The following is a 17,300-nucleotide window of genomic DNA, read 5'->3' as shown; positions in this document are numbered from 1 at the left end:
GGCGGGACGGGACCCTCGGGTAATGGTCGGTACCGCCCGAGCGCCCGCCGCGGGCACGGTCCTCAACGCGCTCGCCACCGGCACGGGGAGCGCCTTCGCCATCGACGAGGACGTGCGCGCGACCGTCGAACTCGACCGCACGGGCGAGGTGACCGGCGAGGTTGCCGGCGACCCGGACGCGGACACGACGCTCGTCGAGACGTGCGTGCGGCGGGTCGTGGCCGAACACGGCGACGGCGAGGGCGGCCACGTCCGCACCGAGAGCGAGGTGCCGATGGCGGGGGGACTGAAGTCCTCCTCCGCGGCGGCCAACGCGACGGTACTGGCGACGCTCGACGCGCTCGACGCCGATATGCCCCGCGAGGCGGCCTGTCTGCTCGGCGTCGAGGCCGCACGTGAGGCCGGCGTGACGGTGACCGGGGCGTTCGACGACGCCAGCGCGTCGATGCTCGGCGGCGTCACCGTCACGGACAACACGACGGACACGCTGCTCGACCGCCGCGAGGTCGCGTGGGACGTGGCGGTGTACGTCCCCGACGAGCGCGCCTACTCCGCCGACGCCGACGTGTCGCGCTGCGAGCGCGTCGCCCCGACCGCGCGCGTGGTCGAGGAACTCGCGCTCGACGGCCGCTACGGCGAGGCGATGACGGTCAACGGCTTCGCCTTCTGTGCGGCGCTCGGCTTCGACACGGAGCCGATGGTCGCGGCGCTGCCCGACGTGGCCGGCGTCTCGTTGTCGGGGACGGGGCCGAGTTACGTCGCCGTCGGGGAGACGGACGCGGTGCGGGCGGCGCGCGACCGCTGGAGCGACTACGAGGGTACCACATGGCTGACAACGACACGGACGGACGGGGCACGGACCGGATGACCGACGCGGAACTGGACGACCTCCGCGAGGAGATACGCAGCATCGACCGCGAGATCGTCGAACTCATCGCCCAGCGAACCTACGTCGCGGAGTCCATCGCCGCGGTGAAGCGCGAGGAGGGCATCCCGACGACGGACGAACAACAGGAGGCCGCGGTGATGGACCGCGCCGGCGAGAACGCCGAGCGGTTCGACGTGGACTCGAACCTGGTGAAGGCCGTCTTCCGCCTGCTCATCGAACTGAACAAGGTCGAACAGCGCGAGTCGAGGTAGCACGCCTCACGGCCGCGAAGCCTATTTACAGGCCGACGGCCTCGGGGCGGTCGTAGGTGATGCGTATTAACGACGACAATCGACGTTCTGGTTCGGGGACTCGTACTGGGGTTCTCCATCGCGGCGCCGGTCGGTCCAGTCGGGGTGCTGTGCGTTCGGCGAACGCTCGCTAAGGGTCGGCTCTCGGGGTTCGTCAGCGGGCTCGGCGCCGCGTCCGCGGACGCCGTGTACGGGGCCATCGCGGGGTTCGGCCTCACGGCGCTGTCGTCGCTCCTGCTCGACTACCGGACGGGCATCCGGCTCGGCGGCGGACTCCTCCTGGTGTACCTCGGTATCCGGTCGTTCCGCGCCGAGCCGGCCGAGACGGCAGCGGTCGCCCCGGACGTGCGGGGGCTCGCCGGCGACTACGGCTCGACGTTCCTGTTGACGGTAACCAACCCGGTGACCGTCGTCGCCTTCGTCGGCGTCTTCACCGGCCTGGGCGTCGGCGTCTCGGGGGAGTACGCCGACGCCGCCGTGTTGGTCGCCGGCGTCTTCCTCGGCTCTGCGCTCTGGTGGCTCGTCCTGAGTGCCGGCGTGAGCCGCTTCCGTTCACGCTTCACGCGCCCGGTCATGCGGCGCGTGAACCGACTGGCGGGGGCGGTCGTCGTCGCGTTCGGCCTCCTCGCTATCCGGAGCGCACTCTAGGCCCGTGTTTCCGGCGCTCAGTTCACGGCCTTCGACAGCTCGGCGCCCGCTTTGAACTTCACGTCCCGCGACGCCCGGCTCGCGCTCGTCAGGTGAAGCACCGGCGCGTCACCCGATACGTGCGTCACGAACCGGTGATTCTCTCCGCTCACACCGTCATCACCTCTGGTCTCCCCACCTCGGCTGGTGATGACATCGATGACGTCCTCCGACAAGCCGTCCTCTCCTCGCTCGACGAACTCCTCCACGGTCCCCGAATCGATCCGTGCCCCCCGCAGCGCACGCTCGCCGGAACGCGACCGCGTCACCACGTCCTCCAGCCCGTCCCCGTCCAGGTCACCGCTCCCTACAGGAACAACCGGCGTCGGACCGGCTATCGACACCACCGTCGCCGAGTTCTCGTACAGCGCGGCGTCGTCGATGACCCACCCGCCCGTGTACACGAGCTGATCGTTGCTCTCACACCGCTGAACGTACAACAGCGCCGGGAACGACTCCGGACACCGCGGCGGCTGTACCGTCACCTGAAACACCGACACTCCGGTCGACGAGCCGTCCTCCGTCGTCCGCGCCCAGCCCCCCGACCCGCACCGTTCCAGTTCGAACGGCCACTGGACACTACAACTCTGCTCGGAGCCACGGTCCGAGCCCGGCGGCGAACTCACGACCAGCGCCGACCCGTCCTCCGTCCGAACGGCCTCCAGACTCCCGCCCGTCGACACCGGCCCCGTCACCTCCGCGACGAAGTGCGGCGAGGTCCCACACGCCGCGCTCGGGAACACTCCCTCGTCCGAGTCGTCACAGTCATCACCGCCCCCCACGGCACCCGGCCGCTCCGAATCGGCCTCCGAGAGCACGCCGGGCCCGGCGCCGTCAGTCAGATAGGCGAGAAGCCGCCGCGGCGTCACCGCCTCACGGATACTCCCGTTCCCGCCCGGCACCTCCGCGTCGGGCAGACAGACCGTGAACCGCTCCGCGACCATCGCCTCGCCGCCCAGATAGTCGTAGAGAGGCTCCAGTTCCGCGTCGCCGTCTTCAGTACCGTCGCCGAGTCCGTCATCATCGGAGTCGTCGTCACGAACGTATCCTTCCCCCGGGGCATTACTCCGCGACGAATTGTGGTTCTGCGCCATGACCGGCGACGACGTGACCCAGCCTTCCAACTCCACGTTCCCGACCTGACCGGCCGACAGCGTCGGCGCCAGCCGACTCACGTGCGGGTCGCCGACGGCGAACTCGCCCGTGCTCGACCCCTGCGTTCCCGCGAAGGCCGCCGCGGGGGAGGCCCCCGTGTTCGTGACGGCCGAGGCGACGCGGTTCAGACAGCCGGCGAGCGCCCCCGCGCCGACGAGGCCGCCGGCCGCGAGGAGCCGGCGGCGACTAATGGTACCGTTCGACACACCCCGCTCGACACCGCCCCGTGGTGGACTCATAATCACGTCCTCGAAGCGAAGCAGAAGTATAAGCTTTCTTATGATTACGGGCTGAAACCGACGGTTCGACGCTCGGAGGCGTTCGGAGGACGGCGAGGGGAGGGTGCGGTCAGTACGTCCAGCGGCGGCTCACGCGGTCGGCGACTTCGGGGTTCGCCGCGCGGAGCGCGTCGGGGTCGCGCTCGCCGTCGAGGTTGACGAGGTGGACCTCGCCGCGCTCGCCGGGGTAGGCGTCGGCGAAGTCGTACACGACGCCGGCGACCGTCACGTCGTCGGGCACGTCGTCGCTGTCGCGGAGGTGCTCGACCTGCCGGTCGACGTTGTACTCGACGAGGTCGTTCACCGCGTCCTCGCGCGAGCGGTCGTCGGGGAGTGCCTCGACGCCGGGCTTCAGCCCCGGACGGAGCAGGGAGACGCAGTGTTCGATGCCCGGCGCGTCCGACAGCCCGCCGGTGAGCGCGTCGTAGGTGGCCGTGACCGCGCCACAGCCGGAGTGGCCGACGACGACGGCGAGGTCGGTGCCGGTGTGGGCGACGGGGTAGAGCACGTCGCCGGAGACGACCTCGCCCTCGTCGGTGCGCTGGACGACGCGATTGCCGATGTTGCCGACGGAGAACAGCCGTCCCGGCTCGTCGTTCCCCCACATCGCGTCCTGGAGCACCCGGGAGTCCGAACAGCAGACGGTGACGGCGTCGGGGGCCTGACCGTCCTGCAGGTCGTCGAAGCGGTCGGCGTAGGCGGCCGCGTGGTCGGCGTTGCGCGACAGCAGGTCGGCGAGCGTCTCGTGCATGGCTGGGGGTCACCCGGCGGGAAGAAATCGGTTTCCCTCAGTCGTCGCCGAAGCCGGCCGCGAGGCCGTCGAGGGCCTCGTGGTGTTCCGTCGTGTGGGGGGCGGTGAGCGGCGAGACGGAGACGCGCCCCTCGACGACGGCGCGGCGGTCGGTCCCCTCGGGGTCGGTGATGTCGCCCGACGACATCCGCTTCCAGATGCGGTCCGTGATGTGGACGGTGTCGCCGTCGCGCTCGGCGTCCATGTCGTAGACGTGGCTCGGGCGGGTGACGGTCATCTCCGCGGGGTCGTCGCCCGGGACCGGGCAGTTCACGTTGAGGTAGTCGGCCTCCTCGAAGACGCCGACGTCGAGGGCGGTCCGAACCAGGTAACGGGTCGCGCGCTTCGCCTCGTCGTACGCCCCGTTGTCGGGGCGGACCTCGGAGAAGGCGATGTCCTCCGCGACGGGGACGTACAGCGAGACGGCGATGGCGGGAATCCCGAAGAAGGCGGCCTCGACCGCGGCCGAGACGGTGCCCGAGCGCCCGAGGACGTACTCGCCGAGGTTCGCGCCGCGGTTACAGCCGGCGACGACGAGGTCCGGGTCGAGGTCGAGCGCGCCGACGGCCGCGACGACGCAGTCGGTCGGCGTCCCGTGGACCGCGTAGCCGATGTCGTTCGGCTCCACGTCCACCTCGCGGCTCAGGGCCCGCCCCACGGCAGACTGGTCCGTCGCGGGCGCGACGACGGTCACGTCCACCCCGTCGAGGTCGGAGAGCGCGTCGTGGAGGGCGTGGATACCCTCCGCGTCGATACCGTCGTCGTTCGTGAGGAGGACGTCCATACCCGGGTCAGGGACGGTCCCGACAAAAGTCCACAGGTCAGGCGACGACGCGGTCCACGACCGTCTCGCCGTCCACGACGAGGTTGTACGACTCCTCGTCGTCGTTCCACAGCAGCAGGACGTTCTCGAACACGAGCGGGTCGCCGTACCCCGCCGCGAGCAGGTCGTCGTTGAGCAGGGACTCGCGCGTCATCACGGCGTAGTGGTCGGCGCGCTCGGAGCCGTCGCTCACCTTGAACAGGGGGTTCCCGCCGTCCGCGAGGTTCGCCGAGAGCTTCAGACACAGACAGTCCACCCGCTTCGAGACGTGGTCCTCGCTGCGCGCGAACTTCGCGAACCGGGAGGCGTCCGGCTCCAGGGTGACCATCCGCGCGTCGTCGTGACGCACGACGGAGAAGGCGTACTGCACGTCCACGTTGCGGAACTCCCCGCTCCCGTCCGCCGCGTCGTCGAGTTCCCGCTGGAACGGCGGCACCTCCATGTCGGGGCGGACGTCGAAGCTCCAGCCGCGGTCCTCGGGCCGGAAGCCGGGCCACAGCCGCACCTGCGGGCCCCAGACGCCGTAGCCGGCGCCTTCGAGGTGACGCTCCGTTTCCCGGAGACCGATGGCCGCCTCGCGGTCGGCGGGCGCGATGCCGACGAACGAGCCGTCGGGGGCGACGGCGTCCATGTACCGCTCGGCTGTCGCGTCCGGGTCGGCGAGTTCGGAGAGGACGTTGGCGAACAGTACCACGTCGAACTGTCCGTCGGGGTCGAACGCCTCGGCCGTCTCGCGGTGGAGTTCCGTGCGGAAGCCCGCGCGCGTCTCGCCAGCCATCGCCTCGAACACGTCGGCGGCGGCGGACGGCTCGACCGCGTGGTACTCCACGGCGCAGTCGTCCGGGACGAGGTCGTGGACCCCGAGCATCGGGCCGCCGACGCCCGCGCCCACGTCCAGCACGCGCAGGCGCTTGGGCAGGAGGCCCCGTCGCGCCAGCCGCGCGAGCGTGTACTGGACGACGGCGTAGTTGTCGGGGAGGTGGTAGCAGGCGTACGCCAGCGCCGTCTCGCGGTCGTACTCGACCGTGTCGCCGGCGAAGTAGTCCGCCTTCACGTCGCGTAACACCGCCCGGAGCGCGTCGCCGCTCTCTCCCGTCGGCCACCCCGCGCCGTACTCCGAGACGAGCAGGTCCTCCACCCGAAGCGTGTACTCGTGGGGGAACCGCTCCACGCCGTCGAACTCGACCGACAGCGGCCCCTCCTCGACGGGAACGAAGGTCCCCTCCGCCGTCTCGCGCAGGCCGAGCGCCACCGACTCCTCGCGGAGCACCTGGCGGACGACGGCCGGGTGCGGCCGTCCCTCGACGTACTCGTGTATCTCGTCCGGGTCGACGGGGCGTACCTCGCGCAGGTAGCGGGCGTTGTCGAGAACGGCGCCGCGCTGGTCGGCGTTCATTCGCGCGCCTCCGCGAACAGGTCGGCGAACGCCTCCGGGTCGGCCTCGGCGAGTCGCTCGGCGGCTTCGGCCACCCGCTCGGCGCCGTCGAACCGGGCCTGTATCTCGGCGTAGACGCGCGGGTCGCCCGAGACGACCGCGTCGGCGAGGTCGGAGAGCGGGCCCGACACGGGCGTGTGGAACGGTTGCGGCACCTCCTCGCCCGCGAGCGCGAACGCGAGGACGGCGGCGTGGGTCTTCGCCTGCACCGTCTCCATCGCCCGGTCGTGTTCGGCGGCGGTCGTCTCGAAGAGGTCGTTGCCGGCGGCCGCGAGCGCGTCCAGGGCGGCCTCGGTCCGTTCGCCCGGCGCGTCCGTCACGACGGCGACGGTGCCGGGCGCGTTCCCCGGCGCGAACAGCGGGTGCGTCGAGACGCGCTCCGCGTCGGGAAACGACTCACGGAGCGCCGCGAGCGTGTCGCGCATCTCGCCGGTCACGTCGAGAACGGCGTCCGCGCGGCCGGCGTAGTCGCGTGCGGCCGCGCCGACGGCGGACATGGGGACCGCGAGCGCGAGCAGGTCGTAGCGGTCGCCGTCGTCCGTCCCGCAGTCGAGGCTCGACGCCGCGTCGGCCGCCCGGTCGGCGTCGGCGTCCGCGAACGCGACGGCGTGGTCGCCGGCGAGTTCGGCCGCCAGCCAGCGGCCCATCGTCCCGGCGCCGACGACGAGTACTCTCATGGACCGGCGTAGCCCGCGGCGGCGCAAAAGGGGTTCGTTCGCCCGCTACAGGACGAGCGACTCCTCGTAGTCGGTGTAGTTGTCGTAGCCGCCCTCGCGGACGACGACGATGTCCTCGATGCGGACGCCGCCGAACTCGGGGTCGTAGAGGCCGGGTTCGATGGTGACGACCATGCCGTCCTCCAGCGTGTTGTCCGTCGTCGAGACGCGGGGGTACTCGTGGATGTCGAGGCCGACGCCGTGGCCCGTGGTGTGGATGAAGCCCGTCTCCGTGTTCGGGTCGTCGCGCAGCGTCGGCCACCCGGCGTCGGCGTACACGTCACAGACCGCGTCGTGAACCTCGCTCCCGGAGACGCCGGCTTCGAGCGCGTCGAGGGCGGCTTCCTTCGCCTCCTGCGTCACGTCGTACCACTCGCGGACGGTGTCGTTCGGCTCGCCCTTCACGAACGTCCGGGTCATGTCGGCGTAGTAGCCGGTCTCCTTCGAGCGCGGGAAGATGTCGATGATGATGGACTCGTTCGCGCGCAGCGGCCCGGAGCCGCGGTCGTGGGGGTCGGCGGCGTCGGCGCCGCAGGCGACGATGGTCGTGTCGAGCGCGTAGCCGTCGCGGAGCAGCGAGACCTCTATCTCCTCCTTCACGCGCTCGCTGGTGAGCGTCTCCCCCTCGTGAACGAGGGTGCCGTCGTCGGCCACGTCGGCCTCGCGGAGCATCGCCTCGGCGGCGGCCATCGACCGCTCGTTGGCCTTCTGTGCCGCCTCCATGTGGGCTATCTCCTCGTCGTGTTTCACGGCGCGAATGTGACCGATGACGCCGTCGTGGTCGGCATCGACGCTCACGCCCTGCTCGCGGAGGCCGTCCGCGACCCCGAGCGGGAAGTCGCCGGGCGCGGCGACCGACTCGGCACCGTACTCGGCGAGGAAGGCGGCGAGCGTCCGGTGTTGTCCCTCGACGCCGCCGTACTCCTCTATCTTGGCCCGGGAGTCGAAGTCGGCGAGGCGGTCGACGGTCGCGGCGCGCGCCTCGCGCTTCGCGCGGCCGTACTCCAGCGAACTCGTCAGGACGTGAACGTCCCCGTCGTACAGCGTCGTGAACGGGTCGGGGGCGGTGAAGCCGGAGAGGTACCGCTGGTCGGCGTCGGACTCGTCGGCGTGGATGAGGTAGCCGTCGAGGTCGTTGTCGTCGAGGTGGGCGTCCAGCCGCGAGAAGTCGGGGTCCATGGTCGGGGTCGGACGGCCCCGGACAAATGCCTACCGACCGCCGAACCGCCGGACGGTCCGGGCGAGCCCGAGCGCGCCGGCGGCGACGAACGCGGCCACCCCGAACCCCGGCTGTCCCGGCGCGGCGGTCGGTGCCTCGTCGGTTCCCGTTCCGCTGCGGGTGTCGGTCGCGGACCCAGTGGGCGACCCGGTCTCGGTCGCCGATGGTGGGGTGTCGCTCCCGGTCGGCGTCGCCGTCGCGTCCGGGCCGTCGGTGGGGGTCGCGGCCCCGGCCGTCCGCGTGGACGTCGCGTCCGGGGTTCCGTCGGCCACCCGAGTGGTCACGTCGGGCGTCGGCGTCGGGGTGGCGCTCCTTGTTCCGGACGGCGCCCTCGCCTCGATGCCGACGAACGAGACCATCGTCGGCCCGCGGCGCGCGCTCGGCGCGTCGGCGTCCACCATCGCGAGTGCGACCCGGTGGGGCCCGGCCTCGCCGAACGCCCGGTCGAAGTCCCGGCCCGTCGCCTCGAACTCGTCGGTCCGCCGCGGGGCGGAATCGACGAGCCAGCCGTAGCGGGCGGCCCCGTCGAAACTGCTCGCGGTCGCGTCGAAGGTCACGGCCTCGTCCGTGTCCGGTGTCGGTGTCCCTGCGGCGGGCGCGGGCGGACCGTCGCGGGCGATGGCGACGACGCGCTCGCCGTCGCCGGCGTACACGCGCTCCGGCCCGACGGCGAACGGGAACGGCTCGGCCTCCCGGCGGCCGCTGGCGAGCCGGAACAGCCACGAGAGCGAGCCGTCCGAGCGGTCGATGGCCGCGGTGACGCCGTCGCCCTGCACGAACAGCGTCCCGTCGGCGAACGACGCGTCGAAGAAGTAGCCGGGGAGCGGGGGCGCGACCCAGCGCCGTCGGCCGTCCGTCCCGAACTCGGCGAGGCGACCGTCCCGGACAGCGAGGAGCGCGCCGTCGTCGGCCGCGACGACCCTGTGGCCCCGGCCGTCCGCGTGGTCGTGGCGCCACACCGTGTTACCCGTGGCCGGGTCGAGGCGGCGTAACGCGGTGCCGCCGTCGAGCACGAGCGCGCCGTCCGTCGTCCACGGGCGCGCGCCGCTCTCGCGCTCCCACCGGCGCTCGCCGGTCGCCGCCCTGTAGCCGGCGACGTGTCCGTCCAGCGTGGCGACGACGACGGTGTCCCCGACGAGAACGGCGTACTCCGTTCCGTCGCCGATGCGGGCCTCGACCGACCCCGCGGCGGTGTCGACGGCGACGACGGGGCCGTCGGCGACGGCGGCGTAGAGGGTGTCGCCGCGGCGGCCGAGCACCTCGGTCACGGTGCCCGGGACCGGGACGCGCCACCGCTCGCCCGACGCGCCGCCGAGACCGACGAGCACGGGGTCGTCGGCGTCCACGTACGCGCAGGTTCGGTCGCCGGTCGGATGGAGTGTCACGGGCGCGTCGGCCGCGAACGACCAGCGCCGGTTCCCGTCGCCGGGCGCGTAGCCGCGGACGGTGTCGTCCGAGCGGTGGACGACGGCCTCCGCGCCGACGACGAGGCGGCCGAACGCGTCGGGGCCGTCCTCGACGCGCCAGCGGAGCGCGCCCGACGCCGGGTCGCGGGCCTCCACGACGCCGTACTGGTGGACGAACACCGTGCCGTCGCTGTAGGCGAACGAGGGGGTATCCGAAAACCGGGTACGCTTCGGCGGCGTGTCGGCGCGCCACGCCACGCCGGGGAGCGAGGCGGTCGCGCCGACTGCGGAGGGGAAGCGAGCCGACGGCCGCGACCCCGGCGGTCGCGGCCAACAGCCCGCGGCGTGTCAGTCGCACGCCCTCACGGACCGAGGCATCGGCCATAAAACGCGGTCGCGAGGGCGGCCGCGTCCGGTACGCTGATTGCGGCCGGGCCGCGAGGACGGGCATGAACGTCACCGTCTCCCCCCTCCCGTATCCGGGGGTCGGTCCGCGCGCCGCCGTCGAAGAGCTACACCCACCGGGCCGTCCTCGCGGCCGGCTACGCCGACGGCGCGACCGTCCGGAACCCGCTGGACTCCGCCGACACCCGAGCCACCGCCCGCGCCGTCGAGGCGTTCGGCGGGACGGTCGAGCGCGGCGACGACGCCTTCGTCGTCGAGGGGTTCGACGGCCGACCCGACACCCCAGAGGACGTGCTCGACTGCGCGAACTCCGGGACGACGATGCGGCTCACGACGGCGACCGCGGCGCTCGGGTCGGGGCTGACCGTGCTCACGGGCGACGGCTCGCTCCGGTCGCGACCGCAGGGCCCGCTGCTCGACGCGCTCGCTGACCTCGGCGCGCGCGCCGAGTCCACCCGGGACGACGGACGAGCGCCGCTCGTCGTCGGCGGCCACATCGACGGCGGCGAGGTGGCCATCCCCGGCGACGTGTCCTCGCAGTACGTCACCGCGCTGCTGATGGCCGGTGCCGTCACGGAGACGGGCGTCGGCGTGGAGCTGACGACGGAGCTCAAGTCCGCGCCGTACGTCGATATCACGCTCGAAGTCCTCCGCGACTTCGGGGTCGAGGCCGAGGCGACGGACGACGGCTACCGCGTTCCGGGGGGGCAGACGTACGCACCCGCGGGCGGTGAGTACGCGGTCCCCGGCGACTTCTCCTCGATGTCGTACCTCCTCGCGGCGGGGGCGCTCGCGGCCGACGGGGAGCTGACCGTTCTGGGCGCCCGCCCGAGCGCGCAGGGCGACTCGGCCATCGTGGACGTGCTCTCGCGGATGGGCGCGCCGCTCGACTGGGACCGCGAGGCCGGCGAGATAGCCGTCTCCCGCGCCGACCTCGCGGGCGTCGAGGTGGACGTGGGCGACACGCCCGACCTCCTGCCGACCATCGCGGCGCTGGGCGCGGCCGCCGACGGGACGACCCGCATCACGAACTGCGAGCACGTCCGGTACAAGGAGACGGACCGGGTGAGCGCGATGGCCGACGAACTCGGAGAACTGGGGGCGGTCGTCGAGGAGGAGCACGACACGCTCGTCGTCCGCGGCGGCGAGTCGACGCTCCGCGGCGGCACCGTCTCGGGCCACGACGACCACCGAATCGTCATGTCGCTCGCGCTCTGCGGGCTCGTCGCCGACGGCGACGTGACGGTCGAGGGCGCCGACCACGTCGACGTCTCCTTCCCCGGCTTCTTCGGGACGCTCCGCGACCTCGGCGCCGACGTAACCGAGCAGGCGTGACGAGTCCGCGACCCGCTCCTCGGCGGCGCGGCTGGACGGGCTGACGGGCTGACAGGCGGCGCTCGCTCGTCCCGGGTCGGTGCGCCGCGCTCCGGCCGTGTTCGACCCGGGTGACGGTCAGCTCACGGCGCGAGTGGCCGCGTCCCCGGGGATGAACCCTCGCCTCTAATGCAAGGTTCAAATGGGCGCGCGCCCGACGCCGTGGTAATGAACGGCAACCGTTTCGGCCGGCTCTTCCAGTTCGCGACCTACGGGGAGAGCCACGGGGACGCGATGGGGGTCACCGTCTCCGGCTGCCCGGCCGGCGTCGAGATAGACGAGCAGGTCGTCCAGCGGGAACTCGACCGGCGCAAGCCGGGCCAGTCGATGATAACGACCTCCCGCGGGGAGCCGGACGAGGTCGTCATCAACTCCGGCACGCAGGACGGCTACACCACGGGGACGCCCATCGGGATGGTTATCCAGAACAAGGACGCCCGCTCGGGGAAGTACGAGCCGTTCGTGACGGCTCCCCGGCCGAGCCACGGCGACTACACCTACTCCGCGAAGTTCGGGACGCGCAACTGGGGCGGCGGCGGCCGCTCCTCCGCGCGGGAGACGGTGAACTGGGTCGCGGCCGGCGCGGTGGCGAAGGCGGTCCTCGACCAGTCCGACCATGACGTCGAGATCAAGGCGCACGTCAACCGCATCGGCGACATCGAGGCGCCCGATGTGAGCTTCGAGCAGATACTCGAATACTCGGAGGAGAACGAGGTCCGGTGTGCCGACCCCGACACCGCGGAGGAGATGCGCGACGCCATCGACCGCTACCAGCAGGAGGGCGACTCCATCGGCGGCTCCATCTACTTCGAGGCGCGCGGCGTTCCCCGCGGGCTGGGCGCGCCGCGGTTCGACTCGTTCCCCGCGCGGCTGGGGCAGGCGATGTTCGCGATTCCGGCGACGACGGCCGTCGAGTACGGCCAGGGCCGCGACTCCGCGAGCGTGCGCGGGAGCGACCGCAACGAGGACTGGGCGTTCGACGACGGCAGCCGCGACGACGTGGTCAGCGAGGCGGGCGACCCCGTCCCCGTCGGCAACGACCACGGCGGCCTCCAGGGCGGCATCACGACCGGCGAGCCGATATACGGCGAGGCGACGTGGCACGCGCCCACGTCCATCCCGAAGGAACAGCGCACCGTGGACTGGGAGACGGGCGAGGAGAAGGAGATACAGGTCGTCGGTCGGCACGACCCGTCGCTCCCGCCGCGGGCGGTGCCGGTCGTCGAGGCGATGCTCTACTGTACGGTGCTCGACTTCATGCTGCTCGGCGGGCGCATCAACCCCGACCGGCTGGACGGCCGCCCGGGCGCGTACGACACGGAGTACCACCCGTCGTCGCCGCGGGCCGACCCGGAGGACGCCGCGACGAGCGCCGAGACGGTCGACGACGAGGAGTAATCAGGGCCGCCGGGCGACGACCGCGTAGAAGGGGTCCGTCGCCGGGCGGTCGCGCACGACCGTCGGCTCGTCGAACGCGCCCGTCGAGCGGACGTACTCGCACACGAGGTCGGCGCGCCCGTCCATGTCGCGCTCGCGCCACGCCCGCACCGCCTTTTGCACGAACATCCGGTTCGAGAAGGAGACGACCACGACCCCACCCGGCCGGAGCACGCGGGCGATCTCCGCGAACACCTCCGCCGGGTACTGGAGGTACTGGACCGAGACGGCACAGAGCACGGCGTCGACGCTCGCGTCCGCGAGCGGGAACGTCGGGTCGTCGTTGAAACTGCCCGTCCAGTACTCGTCGAGGCGGTCGTTCGCGTCCAGTTCGGCGGCGTTCATCCCGTGGCCGACGACCTCGCCCGACCACTCCTCCGGGAGGTGGCTCACCCACGAGGACATGATGTCGACCACGCGGTCGCCGTCCGCGAGGTGTTCGCGGTAGAGGGCCGTGAGCCGCGCGCGGAACCCCTCGTCGACGTGGTGGACGAGCCGCGGCTGTGCGTAGAAGTCGGCGTCGTCGCCCTCGACGAGCCGCGACCGCTCGCCCTCGGAGAGCATCTACCAGTAGCCGGGGTTGCGGACCCATTCGCTGTTCTTGAAGCCGAGGCCGACGCCGGCGACGAGCGAGAGCGCCACCAGCGCCACGACGGCCGCGGCCGGGGTCGTGAGGTCGCCGGAGAGGGTCTGTGACGCCAGCGTGACGAGCGCGCCGACCGCGAGGACGACGATTCCGGCACCGAGCAACGCGACGAGAGGGCGTTCGAGGTTCACGCCCGGACCTTCGCGCCCGGAGATATAAAACTCAAGACGCTCGCGCGGCAGTTCCCGGTGTGACCACCATCGCCGTCCTCGCCGACCCGCCCCGGGAGGGCCTCGTCATGCAGCGACTCGCCGCCACCTCGCCGCTCACGGAGGCCGAGTGTGCCGACCTCTACGCCGCGGCCGTCCGCGACGTGTGTGCCGCGGCCGCGAACAGCGGCGGCGACCTGCTCGTGAACTACCGGCCCGACGACGCCCTGCCGGGCGAGGGGGACTCCGAGGCCGAACTCCGCGCGGTCGTCTCGGACGTGGCCGAGGACGCCCGGTTCGAGGTGCAGGTCGGCGAGACGTTCGCCGGGCGCGCGGGCAACACCGTCTCACACCTGTTGGAAACGGAGGAGACGCCCTCGGTCGCCGCGACGCGCCCCGAGTCCCTCTTCCTCACCCGCCAGCACATCGACGAGGCCGCGATGAAGCTCCGCCGGAGCGACGTCGTCCTCGGGCCCGCGCCCGAGGGCCGCGTCTACTACGCCGGCTTCCGCGAGCCGGTGGACTTCGAGAACGCCTACGAGCCGCCCGCGCTCGCGACGCTCACCGACCGCGCGCTCGACGCGGGCCACGACGCCGACTTCCTCCCCGAGGTGCCCGTGGTCGAGACGGGGGGCGACCTCGCGAACGCGCTAGTGGCGATACGCACGCGCCGGAAGGCCGGACGGCTCGTTCCGAGCCACGTCGCGGACCGCCTGGAGGGGCTCGGCCTCGTAGTCGAAAGCGAGGGCGACCGCCTCGCCGTGACCCGCTGACCGAAAGAGGAAAACCCCGCACGCCGAACGTACGGGTGCGGTGGGATGGCAGAGTGGCCGATTGCGCCGGTCTTGAAAACCGGTACCCGTCAGGGTTCTTGGGTTCGAATCCCAATCCCACCGTGACGCTGCCGCGAACAACTGTGAGCGGCCGCCTACGTGTTACTCCGGCTCCGGCACCGTCTCGACGTTGTCCTCCAGCCACGCGACCGTCCGGGCGACCTCGTCGGGGTCGTCGCCGACGACCTTCAGGCGGTTCGGCGTGCCGCGGCCCGCCGGGTAGCTCCCGACCTCGGTGTCGAACCGCTCGCGAACCTCGGCGAGCGTGTCGCCCATCGCTCCTTCTGGCGTCGGGGTGTACAGCGTCTCGGAGACGGTGTCGCCGTCGAACTCGTCGGCGACGAGCGCGAACGCCGCCTTCATCTCGTCGGGAATGCCCGGGAACACGTAGACGCCGTCGACGGCACAGCCGGCGGCCCACCCGGCGTCGGTGACGAGCGGGCGCGCGCCCTCGGGAAGGCGCGCGGCCGCGTCGAAGTCCAGGTCGAACTCGTAGCTCTCCGCGAGGTCGGGGTTCTCCTCGCGGAACGCCTCGGCCTTGGCGACGAGGCCCTCGCGCACGTCGGGGAAGACGACGTACTCGCGGTCGAGGCCCTCGGCGACGGCTTCGAGCGTCACGTCGTCGGGGGTGCCGCCGATGCCGCCCGTGACGACGACGGCGTCGTAGTCGGCGCGGAAGCGGGCGACCCACTCCGCGATGACCCCGCGGTCGTCCGGCACCGTGAGGATGCGGGGGACCGTCGCCCCCCGCGCCGCGAGTTCGGCGGCGAGCCACGAGGCGTTCGTGTTGACCGTGTCGCCGGCGAGTACCTCGTCGCCGACGGTGAGCAGGGCCACGTCCATACCCGGGGGAGTCGCGCGAGCGGCAAGAGCGCCCCGGAAGCGGTACACGGGGACGGAAACGCTTTTGCGCGCGCTGGACCGATTCGAGGTATGGATTGGCCGCACGACCCCGACGGCGAGGAGGGGAGCGAGGGGATGCGCAAGTTCGGACACGCGGTTATCGTCAAGAAGGTGGACGAGGAGGAGTCGTTCCCGCTCGATACCGCCGCGTTCGTCGAGGAGTACGGCGACGACCCCGTCCGTATGGACCACGAGACGGTCGTCTCGCTCGCGGACGTGTTCGAGTACGTCGAGGAGGGCGAGTACGACGACATCGTCTCGTTCCACCAGGCGGTCGGCGACGGCCTGCGCGCCTCGCCGTACTGGCAGTACAACCCGATGATCGGCGACGACGTCTCCGCCTAGAACTCCGGCCGCTCCTCCCCGGACACGACGCCGTGGACCCGCTCGCGGAGCAGGCCGACCGCCGTATCGTTGGCCCCCTCCGGGATGATGAGGTCCGCCTCCCGCTTCGTCGGGGCGACGAACTGCTCGTGCATCGGCTTCACCGTCGATAGGTACTGCGACACCACGCCTTCGAGGTCGCGCCCGCGCTCGACCACGTCCCGGCGGATACGCCGGATGATGCGGACGTCGGCGTCCGTCTCGACGTAGAGCTTCACGTCCAGCATGTCGCGGACAGCCGCGTCGTGGAGCGTTAGGATCCCCTCGACGATGACCACCTCTCCCGGCTCGACGCGGGTGGTCTCGTCCGTGCGGTTGTGAACCGAGAAGTCGTACTCCGGCATCTCGATAACGCGCCCCTCACACAGCGCGACGAGGTGGTCGCGCAACAGCTCCCAGTCGAACGCGGCCGGGTGGTCGTAGTTTATCTCCTCGCGCTCGGCCATCGGCAGGCCCGAACGGTCCTCGTAGTAGTTGTCGAGCGGGACGAGCGTCACGGAGTCGACGCCGGACGTGATCTCGCGGGCGATAGTCGTCTTGCCGGCGCCGGTCCCCCCGGCGATACCGATGACGAGCGACGGAACGGGCATTACGCGAGCGTCGCCGGCCGAGGAAATGAGCCCTCGGGTTCGTCCCGGGAAGCGTCAGTCGCCGCGAACGACGGTGCAGTCGAGTCGCACGAGGTTGTCGGCGACCGCGGCGCGGACCGCCTCCCCCGCCCCGAGGGAGGTGTACGCGACCGCGCCGTCTATCGGGTGGCTCTCCACCTGGGACCGCGCCTCGAAGTGGCGGCCGTACCCGTCCGAACCCCACGCGACGTCGGAGTCGAACGCCTTCTCGCGGAAGCCGACGCCGTAGTTCGCCTCGGCCTTGGTGTCGAGCGTCCGGATACGCCCGGCGATGCTCGACAGCTCCGGCGCGAGCGCGAGCAACAGGTCGGTGACCGGGTACGCGGGGTCGGCGTCGAGGTCCGGGGCGTACGCGCCCGGAACGCGGTCGAGGTCGCCCGACTCGCGCACGAGGTAGCCGAGGAACCGCGGAACGGGGGCCTCGTAGCAGTGGGCGAACGCGACCGGCTCGACGCCGCCGCCCAGCGCGGGCTCACGGCCGAACGTCAGCGTCGCGACGAGACGGCTCACGGCCGTACTCGCGACGAGACGGGCAAAACGCTGCCGGCCCACGAACCGCCGTCGCTCGCGACGACCCACGAATCGGCGGCGCCGCGAAACCGAAGGACGGCTCGGCGCTGTCGGTGTCGGGGCTACTATCTTAGCCCCGGAGCATTATGACCGATGTGCGAGTTCGTTCGGACGCCGGAACTCCGCTGATTCCGTTACCGGTCGAGGGTACCGAGTTCAGCGTCCGGCCCGCGTCGTTCGACGCGGCTGCCGCATCCCCCGACCTGTGTGCCCTGACATACGGGTTGGTAAGGGGTAAGGGTCCGTGCCGGCGCCCTGCCGCGCCGCCGCGAGCCCTTACCG

At 71.9% G+C, this 17,300-nt stretch carries 19 protein-coding genes and 1 tRNA gene; 8 read left to right on the top strand and 12 right to left on the bottom strand.

The window, feature by feature from the left end; genetic code table 11:
• Positions 1–22: 22 nt before the first annotated feature.
• From P2T37_RS13610 to P2T37_RS13600, 3 genes are all read left to right on the top strand, one after another.
• Complete coding sequence (locus tag P2T37_RS13610) at positions 23–868, top strand: shikimate kinase (RefSeq protein ID WP_276234502.1); 846 nt, start codon at positions 23–25, stop codon at positions 866–868.
• Positions 826–1,140, top strand: a complete 315-nt coding sequence (locus tag P2T37_RS13605; RefSeq protein WP_276234501.1) for a chorismate mutase — start codon at positions 826–828, stop codon at positions 1,138–1,140. Before P2T37_RS13610 ends, P2T37_RS13605 begins: the two co-directional genes overlap by 43 nt.
• A gap of 144 nt (positions 1,141–1,284) precedes the next feature.
• Complete coding sequence (locus P2T37_RS13600) at positions 1,285–1,827, top strand: LysE family translocator (RefSeq protein WP_276234500.1); 543 nt, start codon at positions 1,285–1,287, stop codon at positions 1,825–1,827.
• Positions 1,828–1,844: 17 nt separating this feature from the next.
• On the opposite strand, the gene P2T37_RS13595 is transcribed toward P2T37_RS13600, so the two are convergent.
• From P2T37_RS13595 to P2T37_RS13565, 7 genes are all read right to left on the bottom strand, one after another.
• Positions 1,845–2,960, bottom strand: coding sequence for a hypothetical protein (locus tag P2T37_RS13595; RefSeq protein WP_276234499.1), 1,116 nt, complete (start codon positions 2,958–2,960; stop codon positions 1,845–1,847).
• A gap of 409 nt (positions 2,961–3,369) precedes the next feature.
• Positions 3,370–4,050: a carbonic anhydrase gene (locus P2T37_RS13590; RefSeq protein ID WP_276234498.1), complete on the bottom strand. Its 681-nt coding sequence runs from the start codon at positions 4,048–4,050 to the stop codon at positions 3,370–3,372.
• Between the two features lie 37 nt (positions 4,051–4,087).
• On the bottom strand, positions 4,088–4,873 hold the full coding sequence (gene surE / locus P2T37_RS13585; RefSeq protein ID WP_276234497.1) for a 5'/3'-nucleotidase SurE: 786 nt from the start codon (positions 4,871–4,873) through the stop codon (positions 4,088–4,090).
• A gap of 37 nt (positions 4,874–4,910) precedes the next feature.
• A complete protein-coding gene (locus P2T37_RS13580) occupies positions 4,911–6,308 on the bottom strand; it encodes a small ribosomal subunit Rsm22 family protein (protein ID WP_276234496.1) in 1,398 nt (465 codons plus the stop codon).
• The gene (locus tag P2T37_RS13575) at positions 6,305–7,024 is read right to left on the bottom strand and encodes a prephenate dehydrogenase/arogenate dehydrogenase family protein (RefSeq protein ID WP_276234495.1); all 720 of its coding nucleotides are present in this window, start codon (positions 7,022–7,024) and stop codon (positions 6,305–6,307) included. The genes P2T37_RS13580 and P2T37_RS13575 overlap by 4 nt, the downstream gene beginning before the upstream one ends.
• A gap of 45 nt (positions 7,025–7,069) precedes the next feature.
• Positions 7,070–8,242 carry a M24 family metallopeptidase gene (locus P2T37_RS13570; protein WP_276234494.1) on the bottom strand — a complete coding sequence of 391 codons (1,173 nt, stop codon included), beginning with the start codon at positions 8,240–8,242 and terminating at the stop codon, positions 7,070–7,072.
• A gap of 30 nt (positions 8,243–8,272) precedes the next feature.
• Positions 8,273–9,946 (bottom strand): outer membrane protein assembly factor BamB family protein, encoded by a 1,674-nt coding sequence (locus tag P2T37_RS13565; protein ID WP_276234493.1) that lies wholly within the window; start codon positions 9,944–9,946, stop codon positions 8,273–8,275.
• Positions 9,947–10,165: 219 nt separating this feature from the next.
• On the opposite strand from P2T37_RS13565, the gene aroA reads away from it, so the two are divergent.
• Positions 10,166–11,428 (top strand): 3-phosphoshikimate 1-carboxyvinyltransferase, encoded by a 1,263-nt coding sequence (gene aroA, locus P2T37_RS13560; RefSeq protein ID WP_276236187.1) that lies wholly within the window; start codon positions 10,166–10,168, stop codon positions 11,426–11,428.
• Between the two features lie 207 nt (positions 11,429–11,635).
• Positions 11,636–12,865 (top strand): chorismate synthase, encoded by a 1,230-nt coding sequence (aroC, locus tag P2T37_RS13555; RefSeq protein WP_276234492.1) that lies wholly within the window; start codon positions 11,636–11,638, stop codon positions 12,863–12,865.
• On the opposite strand, the gene P2T37_RS13550 is transcribed toward aroC, so the two are convergent.
• Positions 12,866–13,468: a class I SAM-dependent methyltransferase gene (locus P2T37_RS13550; RefSeq protein WP_276234491.1), complete on the bottom strand. Its 603-nt coding sequence runs from the start codon at positions 13,466–13,468 to the stop codon at positions 12,866–12,868. It lies immediately after the preceding gene.
• Entirely contained in the window at positions 13,469–13,681 is a 213-nt protein-coding gene (locus P2T37_RS13545; protein ID WP_276234490.1) for a hypothetical protein, read from the bottom strand.
• A gap of 59 nt (positions 13,682–13,740) precedes the next feature.
• Between P2T37_RS13545 and P2T37_RS13540 the strand changes: the two genes are divergently transcribed.
• Both P2T37_RS13540 and P2T37_RS13535 read left to right on the top strand, forming a co-directional pair.
• A complete protein-coding gene (locus tag P2T37_RS13540; protein WP_276234489.1) occupies positions 13,741–14,472 on the top strand; it encodes a DUF2064 domain-containing protein in 732 nt (243 codons plus the stop codon).
• Positions 14,473–14,511: 39 nt separating this feature from the next.
• A tRNA-Ser gene (locus P2T37_RS13535) sits at positions 14,512–14,595 on the top strand.
• A gap of 39 nt (positions 14,596–14,634) precedes the next feature.
• Here P2T37_RS13535 and P2T37_RS13530 read toward each other — a convergent pair.
• Complete coding sequence (locus P2T37_RS13530; protein ID WP_276234488.1) at positions 14,635–15,375, bottom strand: competence/damage-inducible protein A; 741 nt, start codon at positions 15,373–15,375, stop codon at positions 14,635–14,637.
• Positions 15,376–15,465: 90 nt separating this feature from the next.
• Here P2T37_RS13530 and P2T37_RS13525 point away from each other — a divergent pair, with 90 nt between their 5' ends.
• Positions 15,466–15,780, top strand: a complete 315-nt coding sequence (locus P2T37_RS13525) for a DUF5785 family protein (protein WP_276234487.1) — start codon at positions 15,466–15,468, stop codon at positions 15,778–15,780.
• On the opposite strand, the gene udk is transcribed toward P2T37_RS13525, so the two are convergent.
• Together udk and P2T37_RS13515 are read right to left on the bottom strand one after the other, a co-directional pair.
• Positions 15,777–16,409, bottom strand: a complete 633-nt coding sequence (gene udk / locus P2T37_RS13520) for a uridine kinase (protein ID WP_276234486.1) — start codon at positions 16,407–16,409, stop codon at positions 15,777–15,779. The two genes, P2T37_RS13525 and udk, sit on opposite strands and share 4 nt — an antisense overlap.
• Positions 16,410–16,463: 54 nt before the next feature.
• A complete protein-coding gene (locus P2T37_RS13515) occupies positions 16,464–16,958 on the bottom strand; it encodes a hypothetical protein (protein ID WP_276234485.1) in 495 nt (164 codons plus the stop codon).
• Between the last annotated feature and the right edge of the window lie 342 nt (positions 16,959–17,300).

Origin of the sequence: Halosegnis marinus, assembly GCF_029338355.1 — an archaeon.
In the GTDB taxonomy this organism is placed as follows: domain Archaea; phylum Halobacteriota; class Halobacteria; order Halobacteriales; family Haloarculaceae; genus Halosegnis; species Halosegnis marinus.
The sequence above is the reverse complement of the archived record's forward strand: the minus strand, read 5'-3'. Positions and strand labels throughout refer to the sequence as shown.

Excerpts from the sequence above, each read along its gene's own strand:
- P2T37_RS13595 (WP_276234499.1), bottom strand. The coding sequence starts at position 2,960 with ATGGCGCAGAACCACAATTCGTCGCGGAGTAATGCCCCGGGGGAAGGA.
- P2T37_RS13610 (WP_276234502.1), top strand. The coding sequence starts at position 23 with ATGGTCGGTACCGCCCGAGCGCCCGCCGCGGGCACGGTCCTCAACGCG.
- surE (WP_276234497.1), bottom strand. The coding sequence starts at position 4,873 with ATGGACGTCCTCCTCACGAACGACGACGGTATCGACGCGGAGGGTATC.
- P2T37_RS13530 (WP_276234488.1), bottom strand. The coding sequence starts at position 15,375 with ATGGACGTGGCCCTGCTCACCGTCGGCGACGAGGTACTCGCCGGCGAC.
- P2T37_RS13570 (WP_276234494.1), bottom strand. The coding sequence starts at position 8,242 with ATGGACCCCGACTTCTCGCGGCTGGACGCCCACCTCGACGACAACGAC.
- P2T37_RS13590 (WP_276234498.1), bottom strand. The coding sequence starts at position 4,050 with ATGCACGAGACGCTCGCCGACCTGCTGTCGCGCAACGCCGACCACGCG.
- P2T37_RS13580 (WP_276234496.1), bottom strand. The coding sequence starts at position 6,308 with ATGAACGCCGACCAGCGCGGCGCCGTTCTCGACAACGCCCGCTACCTG.
- aroC (WP_276234492.1), top strand. The coding sequence starts at position 11,636 with ATGAACGGCAACCGTTTCGGCCGGCTCTTCCAGTTCGCGACCTACGGG.
- P2T37_RS13605 (WP_276234501.1), top strand. The coding sequence starts at position 826 with ATGGCTGACAACGACACGGACGGACGGGGCACGGACCGGATGACCGAC.
- P2T37_RS13550 (WP_276234491.1), bottom strand. The coding sequence starts at position 13,468 with ATGCTCTCCGAGGGCGAGCGGTCGCGGCTCGTCGAGGGCGACGACGCC.
- P2T37_RS13525 (WP_276234487.1), top strand. The coding sequence starts at position 15,466 with ATGGATTGGCCGCACGACCCCGACGGCGAGGAGGGGAGCGAGGGGATG.
- P2T37_RS13575 (WP_276234495.1), bottom strand. The coding sequence starts at position 7,024 with ATGAGAGTACTCGTCGTCGGCGCCGGGACGATGGGCCGCTGGCTGGCG.
- udk (WP_276234486.1), bottom strand. The coding sequence starts at position 16,409 with ATGCCCGTTCCGTCGCTCGTCATCGGTATCGCCGGGGGGACCGGCGCC.